Annotated in this window: 3 protein-coding genes; 1 reads left to right on the top strand and 2 read right to left on the bottom strand. The window is 61.1% G+C overall.

All coding sequences use genetic code 11. The features are described from left to right. Positions 1-175: 175 nt before the first annotated feature. The gene (locus D8U69_RS02235; protein WP_130904221.1) at positions 176-1,264 is read right to left on the bottom strand and encodes a DUF1615 domain-containing protein; all 1,089 of its coding nucleotides are present in this window, start codon (positions 1,262-1,264) and stop codon (positions 176-178) included. A gap of 198 nt (positions 1,265-1,462) precedes the next feature. Here D8U69_RS02235 and D8U69_RS02240 point away from each other — a divergent pair, with 198 nt between their 5' ends. Further along, positions 1,463-2,989 (top strand): FAD-dependent oxidoreductase, encoded by a 1,527-nt coding sequence (locus tag D8U69_RS02240; RefSeq protein ID WP_130904220.1) that lies wholly within the window; start codon positions 1,463-1,465, stop codon positions 2,987-2,989. 58 nt (positions 2,990-3,047) lie between these two features. On the opposite strand, the gene D8U69_RS02245 is transcribed toward D8U69_RS02240, so the two are convergent. Beyond that, a partial coding sequence (locus D8U69_RS02245; RefSeq protein WP_130906595.1) for a glutathione binding-like protein occupies positions 3,048-3,682 on the bottom strand: 635 nt, incomplete at its 5' end.

Here is a 3,682-nt window from a genome sequence, read left to right on the forward strand (position 1 = left end):
GCAACGAAGTCGCTGCCGATGGCTCCGACCGCCTGCAAGGCAACACCGTCGCCGCCGATGGTTCGGATCGTTTGCAAGGCAACTCCGTTGCATGACTGAACTGCTTCACCGCAGTACCCGACAAAAAGCCCGGCCTGATCAGCCGGGCTTTTTCGTGCCTGGGATTTTTTGATTCTCAGTTACGCGCCATGCATCGCTGATAGCGCTCATCAACCCGCTTGGCAAACCACGCTGTAGTGAGTTTTCGGGTGATTTTCGGGCTCTGCAGGACGATCCCCGGCAATACCGCGCGCGGCAGTGGTCGCCCCTCAGCCTGTTCGGCCAAGGCAAAGACCCGTTGATAGAGCTTGCTGTTCTCGAATTCGAGGCTGTTGCCCTGCTCCAATTGATCCCTGATCGTCGGATTGCGCATGTCCAACTGCTTGCCGAGGGTGCGCACCGCCAGTTCCGTGCTGCCGGGCATGATCGAACCGTAGCGCACCAGGTCGCCATCCAGCGCCAGCGGAATGCCGGAAGCACGACTGACGGCGTTCTGGAACGCAGCATTGCGGCTGGCGTACCAACCGGCATTGAAGTCGGCAAAACGGTACAACGGCTGTTTGTAGCTCACCGGGTAACCCAGCAAATGGGCGATGCCGAAATACATGCCGCCCCGGCGGGTAAAGACTTCACGACGAATCGAGCCATCTACCGGGTAGGGATACCCCTTGGCCTGTTGCTCGGCGAAATCGATGCTGACCTGCATTGGCCCACCGGTGTGTACCGGGTTGAAGCCTGCGAACAGGGTCTTACCCATGGGCACCATGCCAATGAAATCATCGAAAATCGCACTCAGTTCTTTTTCACTGCGCGCCGCATTCAGGCGGTCGTTGTAGGTTTTGCCATTGGGCGAACTCACCCGCAGGGCTCCGCTGACCAGCAGGTTGGGAATGTGCGCCTTGGTGGCACGACGATCGATCTCCTCGCGGGCAATCTTGCCCAGCCCCGGGACCGACGGGTCGACCTGAAAAGTCGATTCCTGCTCGGTCACCGCCAGCACGGCACACAGGTTTTGCGTGGTCGGTGGAATGTTCTGCGCAGCGAACGCGGCGTAGATATCCGTGGCCCAGCCCTGGCGGTCGACCGTCTTGGCCGGCAGCAACCGCACGATCTGCGCCTTGACCTCGGCAGGTTTGCGCACCGGTGGCTCCTGGGTCCGTTGACTGCTGCAACCGGCCAGCACCAGCAACGCGGCGACGCTCATGATCAATCGTTGGGCTTGCATGTTGCTCCAGGAAGTCCGTTGAACCGGGTTAACCATACGACCAATGGCATGGCGCAGGCTATGACCTTGGCAGGCCACGGCTGTTCCTCGAATCTGACGAATGCTGGCGGAGCGAGCAGGCCGGCTCCCATGGAAAATCCCTGCCCAGCGACAGCCTGTGGACCATACTTCACATCACATGGCGAGGAGGACTGGCTCATGCACCGTAGCGACGTGTTGATCATCGGCGCCGGCCCGACCGGACTGGTTCTGGCCTTGTGGCTGAGCAAACTGGGAATTCGCGTGCGGATCATCGACAAGGCCTCGGCCCCCGGCACCACGTCGCGGGCGCTGGCGGTTCAGGCGCGGACACTGGAGTTGTATCGCCAGCTCGACCTCGCCGATGCCATCGTGCAACACGGCCATCGCGTGGCTGCCGCCAATTTCTGGGTCAAGGGCGAGCCTGTGGCACGTCTGCCGCTGAGCCGTGTTGGTGAAGGGCTGACGCCCTACGCCTTTCTCGAAATCTACCCGCAGGATGAACACGAGCGGCTGCTGATCGAGCGGCTCGAAACCTTCGGCGTCACTGTCGAGCGCAACACCGAGCTACTGGGTTTCGAAGAATCCGGTGACGGCATTACGGCCACCTTGCGCCTGGCCGACGGTCAACGGGAAACCTGTCAGGCCTGCTACCTGGCGGGCTGCGACGGCGCTCGCTCGATCGTGCGCAAAAACCTCGACACCGGCTTTCCCGGTGACACCTATCAGCAGATTTTCTACGTGGCCGACGTGCAGGCCAGCGGGCCGACGTTCAACGGCGAATTGCACGTGGATCTGGATGAAGCGGATTTCCTCGCCGTGTTCCCGTTGGCCGCGCAAGGCCGTGCGCGATTGATCGGCACCGTGCGTGACGAGCGTGCCGAGCAGGCCGAAACCCTGCAATTCGAAGACGTCAGCAGCCGGGCTATCGAGCACATGCAGGTCAAGGTCGAACAATTGAACTGGTTCTCGACCTACCGCGTCCATCACCGGGTGGCGGACCACTTTCGCAGCGGCCGGGCTTTTTTACTGGGCGACGCCGCCCATGTGCACAGTCCCGCCGGCGGCCAGGGCATGAACACCGGCATCGGCGATGCGATCAACCTCGCCTGGAAACTCGCAGCGGTGCTGAGCGGCGGTGCCGAAGCCAGACTGCTCGACACCTATGAAACCGAACGCATCGCCTTCGCCCGCAAACTGGTGGCGACCACCGACCGAGTGTTCACCTTCGTCACTGCCGAAGGACGCGTGGCCGATCTGTTGCGCACTCGCCTGGCGCCATTGCTGCTTCCCAAAATGGCCTCGTTCGAAACCTCCCGCGAGTTCCTGTTCCGCACGGTGTCGCAGATCACTTTGAACTATCGGGGGATGCCCCTGAGCCAGGGCGTTGCCGGCCACGTGCACGGCGGCGATCGCTTGCCCTGGGCGCACGACGGTGAAGGTGACAACTTCGAATCGCTGAAATGCCTGACCTGGCAGGTGCATGTGTACGGCGATACCAGCGATGAGATGATCGCCTGGTGCCACGAGCACCATGTGCCGTTGCAGGTGTTCGATTGGCGACCGGCGTTTGAAGAAGCGGGACTGGCACGCAACGGCTTTTACCTGCTAAGGCCCGATACCTACGTGGCGATTGCCCAGACGTGCTCTGATCCGAAGGTGATCGAGCGCTATTTCGATCATCACGGGATACGGCCGTTTTTTTGAGTGTCCTGAAAACACGTCCCCTGTGGGCGCGGGCTTGCCCGCTCCCACAGATTCCCGGTCAGTTGGCGATAGGTTTCGGGATTTCCAGACCGCGCTTCACCGCCGGCCGTGCGAGGAATTTTTCCAGCACGCGGGTGACGTTCGGGAAATTCTCGATGCCGACCAGATCGCCCGCTTCATAGAAGCCGATCAGGTTGCGGATCCATGGGAACGTGGCGATATCGGCGATGGTATAGCGTTCGCCCATGATCCACTCCCGGCCTTGCAGGAGCTTATCCAGGACACTGAGCAGGCGTCTGCTTTCTTCGACATAGCGGTCACGCGGACGCTTGTCTTCGTAGTCTTTGCCGGCGAACTTGTTGAAAAAGCCGAGCTGGCCAAACATCGGTCCGATGCCGCCCATCTGGAACATCAACCACTGAATGGTTTCGTAGCGTGCAGCCCCTTCCTGCGCCAGCAATTGCCCACTCTTGTCGGCCAGGTAAATCAGGATCGCCCCGGATTCGAACAACGGCAGCGGCTGGCCACCGGGACCATGGGGGTCGAGGATGGCCGGAATCTTGTTGTTGGGGTTCAGCGACAGGAACTCGGGGGACATCTGGTCGTTGCTATCGAAGCCGACGCGATGCGGTTCATACGGCAGGCCGATCTCTTCAAGCATGATCGACACCTTGACGCCGTTGGGGGTCGGCA

It is taken from the genome of Pseudomonas sp. Sample_16 (genome assembly GCF_004307665.1).
Lineage (GTDB): Bacteria > Pseudomonadota > Gammaproteobacteria > Pseudomonadales > Pseudomonadaceae > Aquipseudomonas.